The organism is Fictibacillus sp. 5RED26, assembly GCF_015903895.1.
GTDB classification, from domain to species: Bacteria; Bacillota; Bacilli; order Bacillales; family Fictibacillaceae; genus Fictibacillus; species Fictibacillus phosphorivorans.
The window spans coordinates 623,847-646,877 of record NZ_JACZDU010000002.1 but is presented as its reverse complement, the minus strand read 5'-3'; the positions used below and the strand labels follow the sequence as shown (position 1 = coordinate 646,877).

At 39.5% G+C, this 23,031-nt stretch carries 24 protein-coding genes; 7 read left to right on the top strand and 17 right to left on the bottom strand.

The window, feature by feature from the left end; translation table 11 throughout:
* Positions 1-68: 68 nt before the first annotated feature.
* A complete protein-coding gene (locus tag IHV10_RS11430) occupies positions 69-371 on the bottom strand; it encodes a DUF4870 domain-containing protein (RefSeq protein WP_197129265.1) in 303 nt (100 codons plus the stop codon).
* 177 nt (positions 372-548) lie between these two features.
* Here IHV10_RS11430 and IHV10_RS11425 point away from each other — a divergent pair, with 177 nt between their 5' ends.
* A complete protein-coding gene (locus tag IHV10_RS11425; RefSeq protein WP_197129263.1) occupies positions 549-749 on the top strand; it encodes a hypothetical protein in 201 nt (66 codons plus the stop codon).
* A 104-nt stretch (positions 750-853) separates the two neighbouring features.
* Positions 854-1,057, top strand: a complete 204-nt coding sequence (locus IHV10_RS11420; protein WP_197129261.1) for a hypothetical protein — start codon at positions 854-856, stop codon at positions 1,055-1,057.
* A gap of 222 nt (positions 1,058-1,279) precedes the next feature.
* Here the strand turns inward: IHV10_RS11420 and uvrA are convergent, their stop codons facing one another.
* Positions 1,280-4,150 (bottom strand): excinuclease ABC subunit UvrA, encoded by a 2,871-nt coding sequence (gene uvrA, locus IHV10_RS11415; RefSeq protein ID WP_197129257.1) that lies wholly within the window; start codon positions 4,148-4,150, stop codon positions 1,280-1,282.
* Positions 4,151-4,156: 6 nt separating this feature from the next.
* On the bottom strand, positions 4,157-6,148 hold the full coding sequence (gene uvrB / locus IHV10_RS11410) for an excinuclease ABC subunit UvrB (RefSeq protein ID WP_197129254.1): 1,992 nt from the start codon (positions 6,146-6,148) through the stop codon (positions 4,157-4,159).
* 241 nt (positions 6,149-6,389) lie between these two features.
* Between uvrB and IHV10_RS11405 the strand changes: the two genes are divergently transcribed.
* Entirely contained in the window at positions 6,390-7,262 is an 873-nt protein-coding gene (locus IHV10_RS11405) for a sulfite exporter TauE/SafE family protein (protein WP_197129251.1), read from the top strand.
* Positions 7,263-7,277: 15 nt separating this feature from the next.
* Here IHV10_RS11405 and IHV10_RS11400 read toward each other — a convergent pair whose 3' ends face one another.
* Positions 7,278-7,508 carry a DUF2198 family protein gene (locus IHV10_RS11400; protein ID WP_197129247.1) on the bottom strand — a complete coding sequence of 77 codons (231 nt, stop codon included), beginning with the start codon at positions 7,506-7,508 and terminating at the stop codon, positions 7,278-7,280.
* A gap of 239 nt (positions 7,509-7,747) precedes the next feature.
* Here IHV10_RS11400 and IHV10_RS11395 point away from each other — a divergent pair, with 239 nt between their 5' ends.
* Together IHV10_RS11395 and IHV10_RS11390 are read left to right on the top strand one after the other, a co-directional pair.
* Positions 7,748-7,933, top strand: coding sequence for a hypothetical protein (locus IHV10_RS11395; protein ID WP_197129244.1), 186 nt, complete (start codon positions 7,748-7,750; stop codon positions 7,931-7,933).
* Between the two features lie 21 nt (positions 7,934-7,954).
* Complete coding sequence (locus IHV10_RS11390) at positions 7,955-8,755, top strand: serine/threonine protein kinase (protein WP_231619510.1); 801 nt, start codon at positions 7,955-7,957, stop codon at positions 8,753-8,755.
* A 47-nt stretch (positions 8,756-8,802) separates the two neighbouring features.
* Here IHV10_RS11390 and IHV10_RS11385 read toward each other — a convergent pair whose 3' ends face one another.
* The 13 genes from IHV10_RS11385 to moaA form a co-directional block, all read right to left on the bottom strand.
* The gene (locus IHV10_RS11385; RefSeq protein WP_231619509.1) at positions 8,803-10,179 is read right to left on the bottom strand and encodes a DUF2254 domain-containing protein; all 1,377 of its coding nucleotides are present in this window, start codon (positions 10,177-10,179) and stop codon (positions 8,803-8,805) included.
* A gap of 152 nt (positions 10,180-10,331) precedes the next feature.
* Positions 10,332-10,835, bottom strand: a complete 504-nt coding sequence (locus IHV10_RS11380) for a GNAT family N-acetyltransferase (RefSeq protein ID WP_197129242.1) — start codon at positions 10,833-10,835, stop codon at positions 10,332-10,334.
* 25 nt (positions 10,836-10,860) lie between these two features.
* Positions 10,861-11,184 carry an MGMT family protein gene (locus IHV10_RS11375; RefSeq protein ID WP_197129239.1) on the bottom strand — a complete coding sequence of 108 codons (324 nt, stop codon included), beginning with the start codon at positions 11,182-11,184 and terminating at the stop codon, positions 10,861-10,863.
* 85 nt (positions 11,185-11,269) lie between these two features.
* Positions 11,270-12,889, bottom strand: coding sequence for an ABC-F family ATP-binding cassette domain-containing protein (locus tag IHV10_RS11370; protein WP_066397735.1), 1,620 nt, complete (start codon positions 12,887-12,889; stop codon positions 11,270-11,272).
* A gap of 213 nt (positions 12,890-13,102) precedes the next feature.
* Positions 13,103-15,028, bottom strand: coding sequence for a TRAP transporter permease (locus tag IHV10_RS11365; protein ID WP_197129979.1), 1,926 nt, complete (start codon positions 15,026-15,028; stop codon positions 13,103-13,105).
* Between the two features lie 52 nt (positions 15,029-15,080).
* Entirely contained in the window at positions 15,081-15,584 is a 504-nt protein-coding gene (locus tag IHV10_RS11360) for a DUF1850 domain-containing protein (RefSeq protein ID WP_197129236.1), read from the bottom strand.
* Between the two features lie 49 nt (positions 15,585-15,633).
* Positions 15,634-16,623: a TAXI family TRAP transporter solute-binding subunit gene (locus tag IHV10_RS11355; RefSeq protein WP_197129234.1), complete on the bottom strand. Its 990-nt coding sequence runs from the start codon at positions 16,621-16,623 to the stop codon at positions 15,634-15,636.
* 137 nt (positions 16,624-16,760) lie between these two features.
* Positions 16,761-17,195: a Dps family protein gene (locus tag IHV10_RS11350; protein ID WP_197129231.1), complete on the bottom strand. Its 435-nt coding sequence runs from the start codon at positions 17,193-17,195 to the stop codon at positions 16,761-16,763.
* Positions 17,196-17,207: 12 nt separating this feature from the next.
* Positions 17,208-17,657 (bottom strand): TlpA family protein disulfide reductase, encoded by a 450-nt coding sequence (locus IHV10_RS11345; protein ID WP_066397740.1) that lies wholly within the window; start codon positions 17,655-17,657, stop codon positions 17,208-17,210.
* A gap of 230 nt (positions 17,658-17,887) precedes the next feature.
* Positions 17,888-18,430 carry a peroxiredoxin gene (locus IHV10_RS11340; RefSeq protein WP_066397741.1) on the bottom strand — a complete coding sequence of 181 codons (543 nt, stop codon included), beginning with the start codon at positions 18,428-18,430 and terminating at the stop codon, positions 17,888-17,890.
* Between the two features lie 190 nt (positions 18,431-18,620).
* The gene (locus IHV10_RS11335) at positions 18,621-19,295 is read right to left on the bottom strand and encodes a TVP38/TMEM64 family protein (protein WP_197129228.1); all 675 of its coding nucleotides are present in this window, start codon (positions 19,293-19,295) and stop codon (positions 18,621-18,623) included.
* Positions 19,296-19,360: 65 nt separating this feature from the next.
* Positions 19,361-20,221, bottom strand: coding sequence for a VOC family protein (locus tag IHV10_RS11330; protein ID WP_197129225.1), 861 nt, complete (start codon positions 20,219-20,221; stop codon positions 19,361-19,363).
* A gap of 138 nt (positions 20,222-20,359) precedes the next feature.
* Positions 20,360-21,379, bottom strand: coding sequence for a GTP 3',8-cyclase MoaA (gene moaA / locus IHV10_RS11325; protein WP_197129222.1), 1,020 nt, complete (start codon positions 21,377-21,379; stop codon positions 20,360-20,362).
* 377 nt (positions 21,380-21,756) lie between these two features.
* Here moaA and IHV10_RS11320 point away from each other — a divergent pair, with 377 nt between their 5' ends.
* Both IHV10_RS11320 and IHV10_RS11315 read left to right on the top strand, forming a co-directional pair.
* Complete coding sequence (locus tag IHV10_RS11320; protein ID WP_066397748.1) at positions 21,757-21,957, top strand: cold-shock protein; 201 nt, start codon at positions 21,757-21,759, stop codon at positions 21,955-21,957.
* Between the two features lie 159 nt (positions 21,958-22,116).
* Positions 22,117-23,016, top strand: coding sequence for an STAS domain-containing protein (locus tag IHV10_RS11315; RefSeq protein ID WP_197129220.1), 900 nt, complete (start codon positions 22,117-22,119; stop codon positions 23,014-23,016).
* Positions 23,017-23,031 lie beyond the last annotated feature (15 nt).

Below are 23,031 nucleotides of genomic sequence, written 5' to 3'. Positions count from 1 at the left end.
TTCCGTCACCGGCGTCGGCTGATTCTAAGATGTCTGAGACTTTCCGGTATTACTTGTACAAAAATAGATTATGAGACGATTACCTTTATCCCTTTAACAATATTCCAGATCATCACAATTAATGTCAGTGTTCCAAAAATGAGTGCACTTATAATAATAGCGATAAGATGATATTGCGTTTCAAAAATGATAATAATACCTAATGGAACAGCGATAACGGGAAATAGATGGGACAAAAATGATCTCTTAGCGTGCTCCATCACTTCAGGCTCATCTGCGATTAGATATACAGCGATCGGAAATAAAAATGGTGCGAAAAACAGACTAAAATAACATAGTGCAGAAATAGCTTTTTTTGAGCCTTCCTTCATGAAACAAGACCTCCTGCTTTAATAAATCCATAACGAAACGGGACTACGAGCAAAAGAGGCATGTGCCTTTTTTACTTCGACCCCTTTAAACAATCTTCCTTTATCTCTATAGCCATTCGACATAACTTCTAAAATTCCGTATCATAATGACAAAAACACCCAAGGGAGCTACCACCATTGAAACAGATTCGAACATTAAAAATACTTTTTATAGTATTAGCTATACTGATGATCACTAGCATTATATTCGGCGTTATGACTGAAGATGCTATGGAACTCACAGTTAGTGACCGAATTCTAGCTGGGATGTTCGGCACTTTCATCGTAATGTTGATAAACTATGTAATCTACAAACTTCTTTCTAAGATATGGAAATAAAAACACCTATCTATTTTATACGAAAATTGTCGTTTTGAGGAGGTTTTGTTTAGGAAAACCACGAAAAAGGAATGGATATACAAATACGACAGGAGTGATTTATTATGGCTGAAGAGAAAAAGAAACAAAAAGGCAAAATGGACAATCCTGAACAATACAAAACTGACCAACAAAGCTTGTTTGATAAATTTGAAAGTGAACAAAATGTAGATTCAATTCCGATGGAAGACCTTAAACAAGAAAAACGCGAAGAAAAGGACAAGAAAGGTACGAAAGATTCTTCGTCCTCAGAGGAGAAATATAAATAATTTCTAAGGTTCACATACACTTTCTCATATTTTGAGAAGGTGTATTTTTTTGTAGTTTTATTTAACCAATCGCATAGCAAAAAAGTCCTATTTCAATTAGTTAAATCCTACTTTCCCAATATATTTGTTTCATAAATGTTTTAATAAGACGATATTCTTTCAACCCCTATCTTTTAATAGAAAAAGGACGGTGAAATCATTTCACCGTCCTTTTACTAACTTCTATTTAATCGTTTCTTTTTCTTTGATCTTTCCAGTCATCCGTTTCTTATCACGTTTTAAGATCGGAGCAAGATAACGACCGGTGTGAGAAGCTTCAATTTCAGCTAACTCCTCTGGGGTACCTGCACCAACGATCATACCGCCCTTGTCCCCACCTTCTGGTCCAAGATCAATTAAATGATCACACTGCTTGATAACATCAAGGTTATGCTCGATAACAAGTACAGAGTCTCCGTTATCAACAAGTCTTTGAAGTACGACAAGTAAGCGTGAGATATCATCAACGTGAAGACCCGTTGTCGGCTCGTCTAGAATGTAGATCGTTTTTCCAGTAGAACGCTTATGAAGCTGAGATGCGAGTTTTACACGCTGTGCTTCTCCTCCTGAAAGAGTTGTAGCGGATTGACCGAGCTTAATATAGCCAAGACCGACATCAAGAATGGTCTTTAGCTTACGATTGATCTTAGGGATGTTGGCAAAGAACTCAACAGAATCTTCTACCGTCATGTCTAAGATATCTGCGATGTTTTTCCCTTTATACTTCACTTCTAATGTTTCTCTGTTATAACGTTTACCATGACAAACTTCACATGGTACGTATACATCTGGCAAGAAATGCATTTCAATTTTAATGATTCCATCTCCGCGGCATGCTTCACAACGTCCACCTTTTACATTGAAAGAAAAACGTCCCTTTTTATAACCACGTACCTTTGCTTCATTCGTTGATGCAAACACATCACGAATATCGTCAAATACTCCCGTATATGTCGCTGGATTTGATCGTGGCGTTCGGCCGATTGGGGACTGGTCGATATCAATAACTTTATCAACATGCTCTAGACCCTTGATGGACTTATGTGCACCCGGCTTGTCCTTTGCACGGTGCAGCTTTTGTGCAAGAGCTTTATGCAGGATCTCATTTACAAGCGTACTTTTCCCGGATCCAGAAACACCTGTAACTCCTGTAAATAAACCTAATGGAATTTTTGCAGATACGTTTTTCAGATTGTTTTCTGTTGCACCTTTAACCTCAATATATCTTCCATCTGGCTTACGTCTTTCTTTTGGGAGAGGGATAAACTTTTTACCAGACAAGTACTGTCCTGTAAGCGAAGCTGGATCTTCCATAATCTCTTGTGGAGTACCTTGTGATGTAATCACGCCACCGTGAGCCCCTGCACCAGGACCAATATCAATGACATAGTCTGCCGCAAGCATCGTATCTTCATCATGCTCTACAACAATCAACGTATTCCCAAGAGAACGCATTTCTTCGAGTGTACGAATCAGTCGGTCATTATCTCTCTGATGAAGCCCGATAGATGGCTCATCTAGAATATAAAGAACACCCATCAATCGTGACCCGACTTGAGTCGCAAGGCGAATACGTTGTGCTTCACCACCAGATAGAGTACCAGCTGCTCGGCTTAGCGTCAGATAGTCTAGTCCTACATTGATCAAGAAACCTGAGCGATCCACGATCTCGCGTAGAATGAGCTTCGCGATCGCACGTTCTTTATTCGTCAGATCAAGGTTATCGAAGAATTCTTTTGCTTCAGTAATGGAAAGAGAAGTCGTTTCACCGATATGCCTCCCATTGATCAGAACAGAAAGAGCTTCTTTTTTCAGACGATGCCCTTTGCATGTTGGACATGGCTTTTGCGCCATATATCCTTCCATCTGCTCACGGATATAATCTGAACTCGTTTCACGGTATCTGCGCTGAATGTTGCCTAATACACCTTCAAATTGAATCTCGTTCTTGCGTACCTGACCGAAATCATTTTTGTACGTGAAAGTCAGATACTCTTTACTTCCGTTCAGAATTTTATCCATCTGATCTTTTGGAAGATTTTCAACCGGTACGTCCATATCAATACCAAAATGGTTACAGATGCTCTCTAAAAGCTGCGGGTAATATTGAGAGCTGATGGGCTCCCAAGGTGCGATGGCGTTATCACGTAAAGAACGACTCCAGTCAGGGATAACGAGCTCCGGATCCACTTCAAGCTTTACTCCTAAACCATCACATGACGAGCACGCCCCGAACGGACTGTTAAATGAAAATAGGCGTGGTTCTAGTTCACCAATTGAAAATCCACAATGAGGACAGGCGTGATTTTGAGAGAATAAAAGTTCCTCTTCTTCCATGACATCAACAACAACACTTCCTCCACCAAGGTTGAGTGCTGCTTCAAGAGAATCAGCTAGACGAGTAGCGACTCCTTCTTTTACGACGATACGGTCGATCACGATTTCAATAGTATGCTTTTTATTTTTTTCAAGCTTAATCTCTTCAGATATCTCACGCATCTCACCGTCTATGCGGACACGAACATACCCTTGCTTCTTAATATCTTCAAGCGCTTTAACATGTTCCCCTTTTCGACCGGAAACAACAGGTGCTAAAATTTGAAGCTTCGTACGCTCAGGATATTCTAAAATCCGGTCAACCATTTGTTCAATCGTTTGGGAAGTGATCTCCACGTTATGAACAGGACATACCGGTCGTCCGATACGAGCAAATAGAAGTCGAAGATAATCATAGATTTCCGTAACCGTTCCAACTGTTGAACGAGGATTACGGCTTGTTGTTTTCTGATCGATCGAAATCGCAGGTGACAGTCCTTCAATCGAATCCACATCCGGCTTGTCCATCTGTCCGAGGAACTGACGGGCATAAGCCGAAAGAGATTCAACGTAACGACGCTGTCCTTCTGCATATATCGTATCAAAAGCAAGTGAAGATTTACCCGAACCTGATAAGCCGGTTAGAACAACCAGCTTGTCACGTGGGATCGTAATATCTATATTTTTTAAATTATGGGCTCTAGCACCCTTTACAACTATGTTTTGGTTGGTAGCCAACTGCAATCATCCTTCCGCTTTTAACTCAAGTATGAGGTCACGAAGCTCAGCTGCACGCTCGAACTGAAGGTTCTTTGCAGCATCCTTCATCTCTTTTTCCATACGCTCGATAAACGCTTCGCGATCTTTCTTGCTCATCTTTTGCTTAGGAGCTTTTGAACTTGTATACGTTTCTGTATCTTCGGCAGCTTGTGTTGCACGAATCACATCACGCACTTCTTTTTTAATCGTAGTAGGTGTGATTCCATGCTTTTCATTGTGCTCCATCTGCTTCTGACGTCTGCGCTGCGTTTCATCGATCGCAATCTGCATGGATTTCGTAATTTTGTCTCCATACATGATAACGTGACCGTTTGAGTTACGCGCGGCACGTCCGATCGTTTGGATCAACGAACGCTCTGAACGTAAGAAGCCTTCTTTATCTGCATCTAAAATCGCAACGAGAGACACTTCAGGTATATCCAGTCCTTCTCGCAACAAGTTTATTCCGACGAGTACATCAAACACACCGAGACGAAGGTCACGGATGATTTGAATCCGTTCTAACGTCTTAATTTCTGAATGCAAGTAACGAACTTTTATACCAAGCTCTACAAAATAATCGGTAAGATCCTCAGACATCTTTTTCGTTAGAGTAGTAACAAGAACTCGTTCTTTGTTTGCGATTCTTTCGTTGATCTCTCCGAGCAAGTCATCGATCTGACCTTTGATCGGACGAACTTCTAGTGTAGGATCAAGGAGTCCTGTTGGACGAATGATCTGCTCAACCGGATCAGGTGCGTGTTCGAGTTCATACGGCCCTGGTGTTGCTGATACGTAAATATGCTGAAACTTTGTATACCGCTCAAATTCGTCAAACGTTAACGGTCGGTTATCTTTTGCAGAAGGCAGTCGGAACCCGTGATCGACAAGAACCCCTTTTCTCGCTTGGTCTCCATTAAACATTCCACGAATCTGTGGAAGAGTAACATGGGACTCATCGATAACAATCAGTGAATCATCAGGAAAATAGTCTAGAAGTGTGTATGGCGTCGACCCTAATGGTCTAAGCGTCAGATGAACGGAGTAGTTCTCGATCCCTGAGCAAAAGCCCATTTCCGCCATCATCTCTAGGTCATATCTTGTACGCTGTTCGAGACGCTGTGCTTCTAACAGTTTTCCAGCTTCATTCAATTCTTTTAGGCGATCTTCAAGCTCAGCTTCGATGCGCTTGATAGCTACCTTCATTTTCTCTTCACGTGTTACGAAGTGGGAAGCCGGGAAAATGGCAACGTGTTTACGTTCACCTAGAATTTCGCCTGTTAGTGCGTCCACTTCTGTAATTCGGTCGATCTCATCACCAAAAAACTCCACACGAAGACAATGTTCGTCACGTGAGGCTGGAAAGATTTCCACGACATCTCCTCTAACTCGGAACGTACCTCGAGTAAAGTTAATATCATTTCGGTTGTATTGAACATCTACAAGATCACGTAAAAGCTGATCACGGTCTTTCTCCATTCCTTCTCTTAAAGAGATCACCATGTCTTTATATTCTTCAGGTGAACCTAGACCATAAATACACGATACGCTGGCCACAATAATAACGTCTTTGCGTTCAAAAAGTGATGAAGTAGCCGAGTGGCGAAGTTTATCGATCTCATCATTAATGCTTGCATCTTTTTCGATATACGTATCAGAATGTGCGATGTATGCTTCTGGCTGATAATAATCGTAATACGATACAAAATACTCAACTGCGTTGTTCGGAAAAAATTCTTTCAACTCACTGTAAAGCTGTCCGGCTAATGTTTTGTTATGAGCAATAACAAGAGTCGGTTTGTTTACTTCCTGAATAACGTTGGATACCGTAAACGTCTTCCCTGTTCCGGTCGCACCAAGCAGGGTCATACTCTTCTTTCCTGCGTTTATATTGTTCACAAGATGTTGGATCGCTGCGGGCTGATCCCCTTGTGGCTGATAGTTTGATTTGATTTCGAACAATTGACTTTGACTCACAAAACCGAACCTCCGTTCCTAAATTCTGGTTACTCAAATTATAGCACAGCCCATATCCAAAAACCTAATAATTACGAACAAATATTCGCAGAAGTTTCTGGAAGGAAAGTTAAGTGTTATACTTAAAGGTAGACGCTTGTTGGGAAATAAATTGTGTGGGGTCTGACCCCATTTCCCGCTAGCATTACCAAGGCTTTCGGAAAAATTGTAAAAGGTGTGTCCCTTTTAAAGGAGTTTTAAAATGGAGTTTTTTTATATACTGCTAGGTTTATGCATCGGCATCTTTTCAGGCATTTTCGGAATAGGTGGTGGCTTTATTCTGACACCTGTTCTAATCTTGTTGGGTCTCCCGCCTCTTTCAGCGATCGGGACGAGTCTTATGTACTCAATCGGGACAAGTGTTTCAGGCGTTGCTGCTCATCTTAGATTTAAGAATATTATATGGAAAACTGCTGCTGTTTTAGGAATTGTAGGAATCGTTGCCACACAGGTCGCTCATCCACTTGTAGTATGGTTAGAGAAGATGGGTTACGACGATACGATCATCCCAATATTTTATATTGTTCTTCTTGCCTACTTTGCTCTTTCCCTGCTTTATAAGCAAACAAAACGCAAGAATATAGAGCAAAGCACTACTGAGATCTATTTCTCTTGGCCAAAAGCAGTCTTTATTGGATTTACAGGAGGATTCATTTCTACGACATTAGGAGTCGGCGGAGGATTTGTAATGGTTCCAATGCTCATTTCTTTAATGAAGTTCCCTTCTAGAAAAGCGGTTGGGACGAGCTTAGTCAGTGTGTTTTTCATCGTAAGTGCTGGTTTCTTAACGTACGCATCAAGTGTACAGATTGATTATAAACTTGGCCTCCTGCTTATTTTAGGGGCGTTGGTCGGGACTCAACTAGGTGCAAAGCTCACAACCATCTATTCCAGCGAACAGATTCAAAAATATCTAGGTGCTCTCTACATCACAATCTTAAGCTCAGTAGTACTGAAACTCGTTCATCTTGATAAGGCTGGTCTAGGTATCATCACACTATATGTGCTATCCATGCTCGTACTTTTCTTAAAAGAAACGATCACTCATACAAAAAGAAAGACGTCTACCTCGTAAAGGTGACGTCTTTTTTTATCTTACTTTTCTTTTTTGTTTGTTATAAATTTTAAGTCCCAGTAAGAAGCCTATAATCGTAGAAATTACGGCAACGATTTGGAGAGGCAACGGTTGATTCAAGCCATCAAAACCAAAAATTAAGATAACAACAGTAATCGCCAAAGGTAAGTACTTAGTAAACAACACTCTATTAAATAGCAGCTGTAGACCAAACGGCAATAAAGCTGCGACAATATACTCCAACATGAAACGAAGAACCCCTCTCCTTGAACACCAAAAAACATAACTTTTGTAAACGTTCTATTATACCTCTCTAAATTTAACAAAACTCACTAGACAAAAACAAGGAAATTGTTGCGGGAAATAAATTGTTTGGGGTCAGACCCCTTCTCTTTGAAACTTTTTGTTTAAAAGTACGTACAGTAGGATAATGCTTGAAAAGGACGAATATGATTAACAAGGATCTTCAAAGGAGATGATTTTTCATGTTAAAGAAACTATTAAAATCACTATTAGGTCAAAGCAGCCATAAGAGGTACAGCAGCTCAGGCTACAAATATAAGAAAAGCTACAAGAAATACAGCAGCAGTGATTTTGGCAAGAAGCATTATGGTGGATATGGACACAAGCATTATAAAAAGAAAAAGAGAAGCAGCTTCTTTAGCTCCTGATCTGAGTAGCATTCAAACAACATGATAGCTGAACTATGGAAAGGTATGCAAAGAACGTTTTGGGACAGACCTATTAAAGCTAGAAACCTTGTTCATGATCAATATCTTATTCAAGAAGTTCTAGGAATGGGTAGTTACGGTATTACGTACCTAGCACTTGATACGCATACAGGTGAGATTATCGTACTAAAACAGCTTCGGAACACTAAAGCAAAGACCACAACAGGTCTTCTTTCTTTCCAAAGAGAGTCTCAAATTTTAGAAGCGCTGCAGAAACACCCTGTACCGAAGCTATTGAATACCTTTCAAGATGAACAAGGTCACTTTATCGCTATGGAATGGATCAAGGGAGACACATTCGAAGACCTAATTTTTCGTGAAAATCAAACATTCAACGAAAAAGAAACAATCTCGATATTGCTAGAGCTTTTAACTATTACTGAACGCTTTCACCAGAAAGGGATCATACATCGAGACCTTCGAATTCCAAATATCATTCAAAGAAATAAAAGACTGATCGTGATTGATTTTGGGCTTGCTTGTTATTTATCAGACATAGACCATGAGATTGAAGATCCACATGAGCATCCGGAGAAACTTCGGATGCGGGCTGTTAAAGTGGAAAGCGACCTGTTTGCTCTCGGTCATTTTGCCTTGTTTCTTCTTTACTCATCTTACGTGCCCCAAACGAAGAAAGAGGAGAGTTGGGAAGAAGAGTTAAAAATTTCATCCTCACTTAAATATGTTCTTCGAAAAATGCTTCAACTTGACGAGCCGTTTCATTCGGCATCGGACGTTCAAAAAGCATTGCGCTCCATATAAAAAAGCTCGGTACTGATACCGGGCTTTTTCATATTCTATAGCAGCACCTATGGTTGTTTACTTTTAAATAAGAAATCCTCATACTCTTTTTCATGATTTGTCGTCACGGAAAGATTCTGCAGCGCTCGATGAAATTGTTGATAATCTAAAGCAAATAAGAATTGATTTTCTAACCCGCTTGCGGTTAAAATCCCGAATTCCCAGACTGCATTATAATCACGCTTATTTAGAGATTTTGCCATCAAATCAAGAACCTTCAGTATTTCCGTACATACTATCACATTATCTTTTGCATAGTGACGAATGTATCCAAAAGCATTGTATAAATAATGGCTAAAATCTCGTTCTTGTAAAACGACGCGCAGATTATTTTGTTTATCTACCAAATACTTTGAAAAAATGGATCCACGTGAAATCGTAGTAAGAACTTCACCTAGTTGATAGATGGAGTTAATCGCTGTTTTTGGATCATTATTTCCAAGCGATCTAATCGCAACTTCCACAAGTTTATTAATACTAAATTCAATATCTTGAACTTCTGTTTGCCTTCTTCCAATACTGATGAGCGCTAAATATTTTTGTTCATCCACTTCATTCTCACCTTTTTTCCAATAGGTGATAAATGGCGTTGTAGCATACACATAGCTTCCGATCGCATACTCCAATCGTATGACAATATCATCTCGTTCAGCTTCTTTCATGATAGAAATGAAATCCACCAGTTGGATAAATCCCGATTTGCGCGCTGAGATCGTATTGCCGCTTTCATCACATATCTCACTGTTTACCGTAGTTAAATCATCCACTTTATAAGGATCGACTTCGTCCTCTAATGTACTCTTTACGATGTACAACGCTTCATTCTTCATGTCATAGGTCATCTGATTCACTTGAAGCCAAGCAACAGCATGATTGATAAAAAAGATAAATGTTCCCATTGAAAATGCAGCAATAATAGCCGCCGCCAAAGGAACAGCAAAATAATATTCGGCCATTCTTTTGTTCAGAAATAAAAAACTCAACAACATATAAATAAAACTTGAGGTAAATATACCTAAAACACGCTGAGTTGATTTACTAGCTATAAAGTTTTTCAACATACGAGGAGAAAACTGTCCAGAAAACGTCGTAAACACAACTAGGATCAAGTTAAACGTGAAAGTAGTCAAAGTTAGAGTTGCAGCGGTAAGCGTTCCTACTAGATTTCGTGTAAGATCATAATCGACTGCAAAAAATGGACGCATTTGATCTCCTAAATCGTACTTTAGATCAGTTGTTAATGTGGCCGTCACTAATAGTGCAGAAAATATCATGTAGAGCACGGGAGTAAACCACATATTTGATTGCACCGTATGTGATAGTTCCCTCTCCGACATTTTTGTATATTTCTTTAAATAATTATCTAACAGGTTCAATCTAAACATGTGTACATCCCCTCAGAAGTAAAAACAACAGTTATTTGGGAACACTCCAGATACAAGTAGCTCCTACCCTATTTTGCCCTATTAAAAAAAAGTCAAACTTTCTATCGGTTTATCACAATAAAAAAAGCAATTCTATTGAATAGAATCGCACGTCACTTCTTGATTATTTTATTGCAGAACGATTGGATGACTCGTCTCTCTTCATTACGCTCTTTATACTGTTCACTCGTGTATTCGCCGATCACTTTTCTCCAAAATGTTTGTGCAGGTTTGTTCGCTTCTATTTGAGAAACTTGCCAATCTCCTTTATGTTTTTCAAATACCTGATAAGCAGCAAGTTTGCCCAAACCACTAAGCCTGAATTTTTTCATGATAAAAAATTCTGAGATCGACCAGTGTTGATTGTTCTCCTCTTGTACTTCACTTACTAATACAAATCCTGCTACCTTTCCTTCCCATTCGATCAGATAAGGAAAGCGACGACTTTCTTGCCAATAGTTATCTAAATAAGCATACTGACCAAAAACTCCATTGTCATCGACGTAAATGTCGATAAACTCTGAGAAATCATAAAAATAAAACTGCATAAGATTATGGATCGTTTCTTTATCCCTTAACTCTGCTACTTTTATTACCGTATTCTGTTTGATCTGCATACTCATTTCTCCCTATCAATGCTAATTAAATATAATCCTCGCAATCTGGCGAATACCTGTATGCTTCGATGTTCATTCTATTTTTCCCTTTAAATTGCACGCCTTCACTCTCTAACAGTGACTTTTGCGTAAAAAACAATTCCTCATCTTGAATGCCGATCTCACCTTTTGCATTAATTACCCGGTGCCAAGGCAGATCATGCTTCTTACTCAAAGAGTGAAGGATACGCACGACCTGTCTAGCACTTCGCGGATTTCCAGCTACACCGGCAATCTGTCCGTAAGTCATGACTTGTCCCTTCGGTATACTTTTGATGACTTTAATGACCTTCTCAGTAAATGGTTCCATCATTTCTCCTCACTTTTTTTAAACAAATAGCCAAACAAAAAAAGAGTGCTAAATCTACGATCAGACTTAACACTCCTTCGTTGTTTTATTGATACATCAATTGGCGCTGCTTCTTCAATTCATCATTCGCCAAGTACTCATCATAAGACATTTGCTTATCAAGAATTCCTTTAGGCGTGATTTCAATGATACGGTTCGCGATCGTTTCAACGAACTGATGGTCATGTGATGTGAACATCAATGCACCTTTGTAGCCGATTAATCCGTTGTTCAATGCTGTGATCGATTCTAGATCCAAGTGGTTCGTAGGATCATCCATGATCAATACATTTGATCCGCTTAGCATCATCTTAGAAAGCATACAACGTACTTTCTCTCCCCCAGATAATACAGACGGCTTTTTCATTACTTCTTCACCTGAGAAGAGCATACGTCCTAAGAATCCGCGAAGGAAGCTTTCCGTTTGATCTTCAGGAGAATATTGACGAAGCCAGTCAACAAGAGTCTGCTCGCTGCCAGCAAAGTACTTCGAGTTATCACGCGGGAAGTACGCTTGAGACGTTGTTACACCCCATTTGTATGTTCCGCTGTCCGCTTCCATCTCACCCATTAAAATTTTAAATAGAGTTGTGATGGCGATTTCTTCTTTACCTACAAAAGCAATCTTGTCGTCTTTGTTCATGATAAAGCTCACGTTATCAAGTACTTTTACGCCGTCGATCGTTTTTGTTAGCCCTTCAACACGAAGAAGATCATTTCCGATCTCACGGTTGATGCCAAAGTTCACATACGGATATTTACGAGAAGAAGGTCGGATATCATCTAAAGAGATTTTATCCAATAACTTCTTACGTGAAGTCGCTTGTTTTGATTTAGATGCGTTCGCACTAAATCGCGCAACGAAAGCTTGAAGTTCTTTGATTTTTTCTTCTTTTTTCTTGTTTTGATCTTGTGCCATACGAAGCGCTAATTGAGAAGACTCATACCAGAAATCATAGTTACCCACATAGATCTGGATCTTTCCAAAATCAAGGTCAGCCATGTGCGTACATACTTTGTTTAAGAAGTGACGGTCATGGGATACAACGATGACTGTGTTCTCAAAATTGATCAAGAAATCTTCTAGCCATTGAATCGCTTGTAGGTCTAAGTTGTTCGTCGGCTCATCAAGAAGTAGAACATCCGGCTTACCGAAAAGAGCTTGTGCAAGCAATACTTTTACTTTTTCAGAACCTGTTAGTTCAGCTAGTTTCTTTGTGTGAAGATCTTCTTTAATACCAAGACCTTTTAGAAGGATCGCTGCTTCTGATTCAGCTTCCCAACCGTTCAGTTCGGCAAACTCACCTTCAAGTTCAGCTGCACGAATTCCATCTTCATCTGAGAAATCAGCTTTCATATAAATCGCGTCTTTCTCTTGCATCACTTCATAAAGACGAGCGTGGCCCATAATAACTGTCTGCATTACCTCTTGATCTTCATACTCAAAGTGGTTCTGCTTCAATACGGCTAAACGTTCGCCTGGCGTCATGTGAACGTCACCTGTTTGTGCTTCGATCTCACCAGAAAGAATTTTTAAGAATGTAGATTTACCCGCACCGTTCGCACCAATCAAGCCGTAGCAGTTTCCTGGTGTGAACTTTATATTAACGTCTTCAAACAGCTTGCGGTCGCCGTAGCGAAGACCAACGTTAGTTACCGTAATCATTTGGATATCTCTCCTTTTTATATATAACTGACCAACTATCTCTATCAGCCTACATACATATATTCAAATCCGTATCCTACAAAAATGCATACTTACTGATTGTATCATAAATACGAGTGGTATAACCTTACAATCTTTTACCCACATTGAATTTTTTAAACTTTGCACACATAAAAAAGCTCAGAAGACAGATAGCCTTTGAGCTTTTCCCTTTTAAACAGCTGGAGATGATGGAGCTTGTGGATTGTCTTTTTTTAATAACCAATACTGACTTCCAAGCATAAGAGCGAACGCTGCAAGACCGATCGCACTGAACATGCCTTCTGGATAGATCAGCAAGAAGCCGATCGCAACGGCTGCGATTCTTTCTAACCAAGAAAGAGCACGCATCCAATAGCCGATCATTCCTGCCCCAATCGCGATCATTCCTACAAATGCCGTTGAGATCACCCAAATCGCTTCAGTCCATGTTGTATCAATCAACATGAGCTGTGGCGAGATAACGAAAATATAGGGAATGATAAACGCTGCAATGGCAAGTTTTGATGATAATATCCCGGTTCGTATCGGTTCACCACCCGAAACCCCAGCAGCGGCAAACGCTGCAAGCGCTACAGGAGGTGTAATATCTGCGATGATTCCAAAATAAAAGACAAACATATGAGCTGACAGATCAGGAACCCCAAATAATAAAATAGCTGGGGCCGCAATCGTTGATGTAATGACATAGTTCGCCGTTGTTGGTGATCCCATACCAAGTACGAGCGATGCGATCATCGTTAAGATCAATGTCGGAATGAGATACCCACCTGATAACTCTAGCAAACCGTTCGCCATCTTAAGACCGACACCTGTTACCGTAACCACTCCAACGATCATACCTGCCGCTGCTGTAGCAGCTGCAACGCCAAGAGCCGTTCTCGCACCATCGGCTAATGCTTCAAAAAAGAGCTTCGGTCCCATGCGAGTTTTCTTGTTTAACATCCCTACCGCAATCGCACTCACGATGGACCATAATGCTGATTTTGTAACACTAACGCCATTCATTAATAAAACAATAACCACAACGATCGGAATCAACAGATACACTTGTTTAATAACTCTTTTCGTTTCAGGCATCTCTTCACGTGATAACCCTCTAAGACCGATACGTTTTGCTTCGAAATGTGTCATGATCCATATTCCTGCAAAGTATAATACGGCAGGAATGGCAGCGGCTTTGGCGATATCCCAATAGGTAATACCGCCTCCGATAAATTCAACCATCAGAAACGCTGCCGCGCCCATGACAGGAGGCATGATCTGACCACCAGTAGAGGAAGCTGCCTCAACTGCTCCTGCAAAGTTTTTATCATAACCTAAACGTTTCATCATCGGAATCGTAAAAGCCCCTGAAGTTACAACGTTAGCAACCGAGCTTCCACTAATCGTTCCTTGTAGTGCACTCGAGAAAATCGCTACCTTAGCAGGTCCGCCGACTCGTCTTCCTGCAATGACGATGGATAGATCATTGAAATATTCGCCCACTCCCGTCTTTACGAGAAAGGCTCCAAATAAGAGAAACAGAAAGATATATGTGGATGAAACTGCAAGCGGTGTTCCTAAAATACCTTCTGTTGTAAAGAACATCGTCCTTACGATCCGTTCAATCGTCAAACCTTTATGCTCTAAGAAGCCCGGCATATAAGGTCCCATATACGCGTAAAGCAGGAATATACCTGCAATAATCGTGATCGGCAGCCCAACGACCCTTCTCGTTGCTTCTAAAACAAGTAAGATTGCGAGTACCCCTATTAGGAAATCTTGAGTCGTTAACCTTCCGACCCTCATCACAAGATCGTCCATAAATATGTACCAATACGATCCTACCGCTATAGACAAGACAGCCAAGATCATGTCATACCAAGCGACTTGAAAAAGTGGCTTACCTTCTTTTTTCTTTTTAGAAGCTGGAAATAGCAAAAAGATTAAAGTTAGTGCAAAGCCTAGATGAATCGTTCTTTGCAGCTGTGCAGGCAACACTCCGAAAATAGCTGTATAGAGTTGAAATAGTGAAAAGGTAATAAGACCGATGAGTGTAATCCAATAAAGAACACCTTTTAATTTCCGAAACCCTGCTTCCGGATCATACTTTTCCATCAGCTCTTGTACAGCTTGATCTGATATTTGTTCACGCTCGTTATGCTTGTTCTTATCCAAGTTTTTTCCCTCCTATCAACCTTTGCCATATATTCAAGTTGTCTACTTTTATTGAAACCCAAGATCCTTTTTCACTTAAACCAGAAAAGGGATATTCATGACCTTTAAGAAGGAGTGTATGATTGGCTATAATTTGTCCGATTCGAATATCTAATGAAGGAAACGTTCTTTTCATATTGGATAAAATATAGTTCTCACCCTTTTGTGCAAACACTTCACCTTCATCTGCACCTGATGGCATGCCAACACCAAATTCCTGAAACCTCATTTCAGTTTGAAGAATTTCTTCGTTATGAACTTGATAGATTTCACGAACCGGTGTTTTATGAATCGAGTGTATGTATTCTATACTGAATTCACTACCTTGCTTTGCATCAAAGAAAGCTAACGATTTACCTGTCTTGCCATCTTCAATTACTACTGATTTAAAAAAAGGCACAATTGAAGCAATCGTTAAAGACAATAAGATCAGTATCGTAATAAAAATTTTCTTCATAAGAATACATGGACTAAAGAATACTCTCTTAGTCCATGCTCAACACCTCTTATTTTAAGATTCCTTTTTCTTCAAAATACTTTTTAGCTCCAGGATGGAAGTCGATTCCCATACCGTTTACTGCATTCTCAGCAGAGATAAGCTCTCCTTTTGCATGACTGATCTTATCTGTGTTCTCAAAGATTGCCTTTGTGATCGCATACACCGCATCATCTTCCATATCTTTGCGAACAGTTAGCATGGAAAGTACGGCTACCGTTTTAACGTCTGCTTCGATCTTGTATGTTCCGCTTTTAACGGTATCTTCAATATAATACGGATGCGCTTCGATCAGCTCTTTAATCTTGTCATCTGAAATCGGTACGATCGTTACAGGTTTTGTTGCAGATAATGCATCCACAGCTCCTGTTGGCGTGCCTGCTGTGATAAAAGCCGCTTGGATGTTCTTATCTTGAATACCTTCCGTAGACTCATCGAACGATAGATGCTGGGCATCAATGTCTTCCATTGTCATACCATGAATCTTTAGAATTTGTTCAGCATTAGCAAAAGTTCCACTACCTGGCGCTCCAACTGAAACCTTTTTGCCTTTTAAGTCTTCAACACTCTTAATCCCGCTATCTTTTAATGTAACGATCTGGATCGTTTCAGGATATAATGTCCCGATTCCCGATACTTGGTCAACTTTTTCTTCAAACATTTCCTTGCCTTCTACTGCATAGCTAGCAATATCTGTTTGTGTGAACGCTACATCAGCATCACCATCTTGAAGCAGCTGCATGTTCTCAACAGATGCACCTGATGCCTGAGAGTTTGCTTCAACATCTAACTCATCCTTCACAATCTTCGCCATCTCTCCACCTAGTGGATAATATGTACCACCTGTACCACCTGTTACAATACTGATCTGATCAAGATTTAATGAAGCGCTTTTTTCACCAGAGTCTTTCTTTTCAGATGGAGTATCAATTTTTTGACCACAAGCCGCTAGTGAAAATGCTAGAATCATTATGAAAAATAATGCGATCCCCTTTTTCATGTCCTTCCTCCTTTTGGAATAATTTGGTCCATTCTTAAAGTTTAGCATACGCTTCGTTAAAATTGCAGAATAATTATAATTTTTAAAAATATAATTAGTGCACAAAAAAAGAGCGACCGAAGTCACTCCATTTTAGATTAGCTTACGAACGCACGAAGCATCCAATTATGTTTTGCTAAGCTTTCACGAACGGATAATAACATGTCGTGCGTTACCTCATCACCTTCACGCTCGGTTACTTCCATTCCTTCTTTAATCTCAGCGATCAGTAGTTCAAAATCGTTAATAACGTTTTGAACCATAACTTCTGCAGATTCGTTTGTATTCGCTTCTTCTACCGTTGCCAACTCTAAATATTCTTTCATCGTTGCAACTGGTGTTCCTTTTAGTACGAGCAGTCGCTCAGCTAATTCGTCAATGTTCGTTGCCGCTTCATTATAGAGCTCTTCAAACTTTTCATGAAGTGTGAAAAAGTGAGGTCCTTTTACATACCAGTGATAGTTGTGTAGTTTTACAAACAACACATTCCAGTTAGCTACTTGACGATTCAATACTTCTTGAATGGTATTCATCGTATCATCTCCTTATTTTGTTTCTTCGTTTAACACACGGTTCAATCTCTTGCGAAGCATGTCCATTCCGCTTCCACCAGCTTGGAAGTGACGAAGCTTACCTTCTTTATCAAACACATAGTACGCAGGTACATATTTGTTTTCAAAAGCATCGGTTAATTTATGCTCGCTATCTACATAGATAGGCTGTGTGATGTCATGTCCGATTGCCATCTGTTCGATAACGCTCATGTCAAGATCATTTTCTGATCGCGGCATGTGAACAGCCACTACGTTTAGATCGTCTTCATATTCATCGCGAAGTTCGTTAACATCAGGCATCGCTTCTTTACACAATCCACAGCTTACGGACCAGAAGTGAATTAGTGTTGCTTTTTCTCCAACCAATTCTTCCTTTGTTACTTCTTCATTTAACCAAGTTGTAGCACCATCAAGTTCAGGCATTTGTTCACGTAATTTCATCTAATATTCCTCCAAAAATTGTTCGTTAGTTTTATTCTTAAGTAATTGCAAGATGTAGTTGATTTCCGTTCCAGGTTGCTCGCTTTCCGCGGGGCAGGCGGTGAGCCACTTGCCGCTTTGCGCCTTTAAGTGTCTCACCTGACCGCTTGTCCCGCAGGAGTCTCGCACCTTCCAGTCCAATCAACGTTCAACGAGGAAATTCATTAAATAACCTCGAAGCAATAATATTTTTAAAGTGTCTTTTGCCCTGGCTTCCAGTTTGCTGGACAGAGTCCGCCTGTTTGTAGTGCTTGAAGAACACGTAGTGTTTCATCAGCATCACGGCCGATGTTGTTGTGGAAAACCACTTGATACATCATCTCGCCCTCTGGATTGATGATGAACATGCCACGAAGTGCAACACCTTCTTCTTCGATCAAAACTCCATAATCACGTGATACACGGTGGTTCGTATCAGCAGCGAGAGGATAGTTCAACTCACCAAGCCCGTTATCTTCACGACTCGTGTTGATCCACGCCAAATGCGTATGAACGGTGTCCGTTGATACCCCAATTACTTCCGCATCTAAGTCTTCGAATTCACTATATCTATCTGATAAAGCTGTAATTTCAGTTGGACATACGAAAGTGAAATCCATTGGATAGAAGAAAAGAACGGTCCATTTTCCATCTTCCATGTTCTTTTCTAAGCTTACTTTTTTCGTTTCTTTATTAGGCATGATCGCTTCCATCTCAAAGCGAGGTGCTTGTTTTCCTACCATACGTTCTGCCATTTTAAATTCCACTCCTTTTATTCAAATGATAATGAATATCATTATCATGCGTTGTTCACAATCTTTATTATACTCACTTCTATTTTGAAGTCAATACTAATTTATAATAATTATTAATAAGGAACAAGTATTATGCTCAAACATCAAGAAAACAAACAAAAAAAGCCTTACTCTAACGGTAAGAGTAAGGCTATGCGTTATCTTCTTTATGCTGATGAATTTGACTGGTAATCATCTGTTTGTTTTTCATTAGAATAGGTATACAAGCTGCAAATAGCGCTAAGCCGATTGCAATTGCGATGATTGTTCCATTTCCTTTAATAAAACTGTCACCAAGCAAGTTATATGCGAGTGTTCCTGGTAAAACGCCAAGCATCGTAGCTAAAATATAGGAGCGGAGTTTAAGTTTAGAGATTCCAGCCACATAGCTAACAACATCAAAATTCAGTACCGGAATGATTCTCAATAAGAAGATGTAAACAAAACCTTTTTCCTTAAGTTGATTCTGCCATTTCTCAATTCTTGAAGGTGAATCTGTTTTTTGTTTGATCCATCTCGCCCCAAGATGTTTGGCGATGTAGAACGATAAAATGGCACCAATTGTAGCTGAGAAAACTGTATAAACAGTTCCCCATACTACCCCGAATGCTAAACCACCTGCAAGTGAAAGAACAGAGATTGGAAATAGAGTAAAAGGCCGGATTACATTTACAATGATATAGACGATGGGAGCGACCATCCCAAAGGACAATACCCAATCACGCAAAGACATGGGGGTTATTTTAAAGACAAAATGGTTAAGAGCAAATAAAAACAGAACAATCAATAAGATTGCGGTGATCTTTACCAAAGTACTTCTTTTCATATAACCCCCCTCTTTGCCGTTTTTTTCTTACTTTTAATATTCCTGTTTCTGAGAGTTTGTAAACGTTAGCGCTGTTCGGCTTTAATCACGATACCGTTGCCTGAAGGGTCTTTTAACAAAATGGTTTCCGACTCTATATGATATGGAAATTGCTCACGTTCTAGAGCACTTAAAACTTTTTCGACTTCCAACTGCGATGGAACGATGATTTCATAATGAAGAAGTCCTGTAACATCATCTCGATTTGACTGGCCATCTATTCCGTTCCAAATATTTACGGCAATATGGTGATGATAACCTCCAGCGGAGATGAATAAAGCATGGTTCCCCATCCTTGTCTGTTCTTCAAAACCTAATATGCTCATGTAGAAAGTTTCGGCTTCGGCTATATTTAGTACATTCAAATGCACATGGCCCATAACCGTGTTTTCTGGCAGGCGATTCCAAGTCTTTGTATCTCTTTCTGCTAAAAGACTTTGTACGTCTAATGGTTCGCTGACAGCAGGTAATTTTCCTCTTTCATCTCGTCGCCAATCTTCGCGATTAACATCTCTATAAATTTCAATTCCGTTGTTCTCAGGATCTTGTAGATAGATAGCTTCACTAAACCTGTGGTTAGATGCTCCTTGTAAGTGTGTATTTGTCTCAATAAAATGGTAAAGAACATTTGCAAGATCTGTTCTACTTGGTACAAGCAATGCCAAGTGATATAAGCCTGCACTTTTTATTGGTCTCGCACGAAGCTCAGGATTACCTTCTAAAATGATAAGTGGCGTTTTGCCGTCTGCTGTTAATTCCACGATAGATTTCCGTTTTGTTAACACTTGTAGACCAATCGTTTCTGTATAGAAGGTAACAAGGTTCTCCAAATTTTCAACTTTTAAAGTCACACTTCCGATATGAGTTTCTTTATGAATAGGCGTCATCTTTTTTCCTTCTTTCCTATTTAATAGTGAAATTATTTATGTTATACGTAATTTAATTACTTTATGTAAGTAATTATAAAATAGTTATTAACAAACTTCAACCAGAAAAAAGAAAATGAGAAAAAGAGGCTGATCGTCTCAGCCTCCTATATAGGACATTTCTATTTTTTTTCTTTCGCTCATTCCCTGTTCTTTTCTTTCATCAGAATAGCGGTCAGATCGATTTCGCCATATTTGAACAATACGGTTATACAGATCTTCGTCAGTGGCACCGTCTCGTACAAAATCTTTTAGATCAGTTCCTCGTCCAGTAAAAAGGCACGTGTATACTTTTCCGTCTGCAGACAATCTTGCTCTTGTACAAGTCGAACAAAACGTATCACTGATTGAGGATATGATACCGATTTCTCCCTGACCATCTGCATACTGATACCGTTTGGCTACTTCTCCATAATACTTACGACCAATGGGCTTTAAAGGCATTTCTGAATCAATCATCGTTAAGATCTCATTCTTTGCAACTACATCATCCCAATTCCAACCGTTTGAAGTCCCCACATCCATATATTCAATAAAACGCAAAACATATGGCGTATCTTTAAAATAACGAGCCATCGGGAGAATCTCTTTGTCGTTAATTCCCTTTTTGACCATCATATTTATTTTGACAGCAAGACCCGCTTCATGTGCAGCTTCTATTCCTTTTAAAACAGGTGATACGCCTACACCTCTTCCATTAATAATGCCAAACAGATTGTCATCAAGCGTATCCAAACTCACTGTTACTCTGTCCATTCCTGCTTTCTTTAAAGAAACAGCCATCTTAGGAAGAAGCACGCCATTGGTCGTTAACGCAATATCTCGAATTCCCTCTATAGCCCGAAGACGCTTTAACAGATCTGGCAGGTTTTTTCGAAGTAAAGGTTCACCGCCAGTAATTCGAATTTTTTCCACACCTGCCTTTGCAAACTGGGAAGCAATACGTATGATCTCATCGAAAGATAATAGCTCAGTTCGTGTTAAGAATGGATAATCTGGTCCGAAAATTTCTTTAGGCATACAATAGGTACACCGAAAATTACATTGATCGGTTACCGAGATCCGCAAGTCCTGAAGCGGACGATGCAATCGATCAGTGATTCCATTACTTTCATTCATATCATCACATCATTTGTTTTAGTATTTTTATCAATGTACCACGAATAAAAGGAAGTTAAAACCAGAATTACTTACAAAACTCAGCTTCTTTAAAGAGAACGAGAATAGTTCATAATCACTATTTAAAATTTTAAATAGACCATTATTACCAAATTTTCTCTACTTGTACTTCACTATTCCTTGTTATAACAGCTTTCTAAGAGCATACCGAATATTTAATCATTTCCTTTTTCTTGTTCTACTTGTTTATTGGTTAGTAAAATGTTACGATAAATAAGAATTATTTTTGTTCGATTGTACAGGTAGACCTATTATCTTGATATTTTTGAGCAGAGATAGTATTATTGTGCGGTTTGGCACGACAGGAGGCAACAAAAATGGAACAAGGTAAAGTTAAATGGTTTAACGCAGAAAAAGGTTTCGGATTCATCGAGCGCGAAGGTGGAGACGATGTATTCGTACACTTCTCAGCTATCCAAGCTGACGGTTTCAAATCTTTAGACGAAGGTCAAGACGTAACGTTCGAAGTTGAACAAGGACAACGCGGACCTCAAGCTACTAACGTACGTAAAGCTTAATAAACCAATAGATAAACAGGACTCTTGAAAAAGAGGCCTGTTTTTTTTATCCCCAAAAGTCATAATCATCTTACTCAAAATTTTTTTCAGTAAATTCAAACATGTGTTAATTGTTTTTGTTAAAATATATTTAACGTCTAAAATAATTAGGAGTTCAAAATGGATCTTCAAATGAAGCAGAAACAAGATCAAATTGAAATCGGTACACGAATTTCTGAAAATGCACCTCAAATTGCAGAGAAGATCATGAATAACATAAAAGATAGCAACGCATATGTTTCCCTTCAACAAAATGCTCCATTGAATAATAACGAGGAACTTCAACAGTCCATTGCATTCATTCGACTACTGGGAGATGCAGTTTCTGGAAAGGTCTCAGACTCCAAAAAAACGATTTATGAGTGGGGAGAAAATATTGGCATGCTTGCTGTACATTCTGGACAGCCGCTAGATGTCACACTTGAAAGTACGTCTTACTATCGCGATGTGATCTGGGATTTTATAAAAGAAGAAGGTTCGTTGCAAGCAATGTCTCCACACTCGGTATTGCATATTTCTACGACGATTAATCCTATGATTGATTACGCTGTACAAGCGTTCAGCAAATCTTATGTAAATAATTACAGGGAAATGACGAAACAGTTCCATCTATCTCTTCAAGAACTATCTGTTCCTGTTGTGCCTCTTTTTCCTGGAGTTGCCGTTCTGCCCGTCGTCGGCGATATTGACACGAACCGTGCAAAGCTCTTACTCGAAGCTACGCTGCAACAGTGTTTAGATCATGAAATCACTTCTTTAGTTATCGACCTATCAGGTGTGAGTTATATTGATACGATGGTCGCTCACCGACTTTTCCAACTTGTCTCAACGCTAAAACTTTTAGGAGTCAAAACAACTTTAACCGGTTTAAGCCCTGAGATCGCACAAACATCAGTAAGCTTGAATTTAGATTTTGATGAGATCACGTTAAAAGGAAACCTGCTTCAAGCATTGGCTGACTTTGGGTATGGTAAATTGGATAAAACAAATAAAAAAACAAAAAGAACAGACTCTAATTAAGGGTCTGTTTTAATT